The organism is Neisseria sp. P0009.S007, from assembly GCF_051962515.1.
Window position 1 is genome coordinate 1 of the sequence record NZ_JBQCVF010000248.1, and the last position, 1,919, is coordinate 1,919.

Here is a 1,919-nt window from a genome sequence, read left to right on the forward strand (position 1 = left end):
CGAAACTTCGCCGTTTTTGACCCAGCTTTCGCAAGCCGACTTTAAGCCGATTGTGAAACAAAGCTATTCCGCCGCTTTGATGACGGCTGTGTCCCTGCCCAGCTTTTTCAATGCGATACCGCATGCCAACGGCTATGAGCAAATCAGCAGCGGCGACACCAATATGTTCCGCCTTGCCAAAGAACAGGGCTATGAAACGTATTTTTACAGCGCGCAGGCGGAAAACGAAATGGCGATTTTGAACCTAATCGGTAAAAAGTGGATAGACCATCTGATTCAGCCGACGCAACTTGGCTATGGCAACGGCGACAATATGCCCGATGAGAAGCTACTGCCGCTGTTTAGCAAAATCAATTTGCAGCAGGGCAAGCATTTTATCGTGTTGCACCAACGCGGTTCGCACGTCCCATACGGCGCATTGTTGCAGCCTCAAGATAAAGTATTCGGCGAAGCCAATATTGTGGATAAGTACGACAACACCATCCACAAAACCGACCAAATGATTCAAACCGTATTCGAGCAGCTGCAAAAGCAGCCTGACGGCAACTGGCTGTTTGCCTATACCTCCGATCATGGCCAGTATGTGCGCCAAGATACCTACAATCAAGGCACGGTGCAGCCTGACAGCTATCTTGTGCCGCTGGTGTTATATAGCCCGGATAAGGCCGTGCAACAGGCTGCCAACCAGGCTTTTGCGCCTTGCGAGATTGCCTTCCACCAGCAACTTTCAACGTTCCTGATTCACACGCTGGGCTACGATATGCCGGTCTCAGGTTGTAGCGAAGGCTCGGTAACGGGCAACCTGATTACAGGCGATGCAGGCAGCTTGAACATTCGCGACGGTAAGGCGGAATATGTTTATCCGCAATAAGCGGCGTGAAAACCAATAAAGACAAATTAAGATGATGTCGGGGAAGATGCCCGACCGACAAGACTATGCAAAATATGAAAAACCAAGTACGCGGATCAGGCATGGATGCCCGATCCAACCCAGCCAATGTTTCAGACGGCCTGCAAAACAGTTCGGGCCATATCGGTGCCAACACGCGCTACCGCCTGACCAAGCTCGGTGAACAAATGGCGCGTCTGCCTATCGACCCGAAAATCGCGCGCATTTTGCTGGCGGCGAAGAAACACGACTGTATGGCGGAAATATTGGTGATCGCGTCTGCACTGTCGATTCAAGACCCGCGCGAGCGGCCGCTGGAAGCGCGCGATGCCGCAGCCAAGGCGCATGAACGCTTTACCGACAAGCAATCCGATTTCCTTGCCTATCTGAATATTTGGGACAGCTTCCAGCGCGAGCGCGACAAAGGTTTATCCAACAAGCAGCTGGTGCAGTGGTGTCGACAATATTTCCTGTCACACCTGCGTATGCGCGAATGGCGTGAGCTGCACCACCAGCTTGCCCAAACCGCGATTGAAATGGGTTTGACCACCAAAGAAGCCGCATTTAGGCAACCTCCTTCCCAAGAACAATTAAGGCCGTCTGAAAGCCAAGGCGACCAAGATTTGGCAGCTAAACTCAAACAAAAACAACTGGATAAGAAACAACACCGCGCCCAAATCCGCGCCGCCAAAGAAGCCGGCTACGAACAAATCCACCGCGCCTTACTGACCGGCCTTATCGCCAACGTCGGCATGAAATCGCCCGACGGCAACGACTATACCGGCGCGCGCGGCAGCCGCTTCCACCTTTTCCCCGCTTCAGCCCTGTTCAAAGCCAAGCCCAAATGGGTGATGGCGGCAGAATTGGTTGAAACCACGCGCCTTTACGCGCGCGACGTCGCCGTTATTCAGCCCGAATGGATAGAGCAGGAAGCGCCGCACCTCGTCCGCTATCATTATTTCGAGCCGCACTGGGAACAAAAACGCGGCGAAGTCGTCGCCAGCGAACGCGTGACGCTTTACGGCCTGAC

Annotated in this window: 1 protein-coding gene and 1 pseudogene; both read left to right on the top strand. The window is 53.4% G+C overall.

Annotated elements, in window-relative coordinates:
- A pseudogene (gene lpt3 / locus ACTHS3_RS12125) lies at positions 1 to 871 on the top strand (lipooligosaccharide phosphoethanolamine transferase); the annotation flags it as partial.
- A gap of 65 nt (positions 872 to 936) precedes the next feature.
- A partial coding sequence (locus ACTHS3_RS12130) for an oligonucleotide/oligosaccharide-binding fold domain-containing protein (RefSeq protein ID WP_440368051.1) occupies positions 937 to 1,919 on the top strand: 983 nt, incomplete at its 3' end.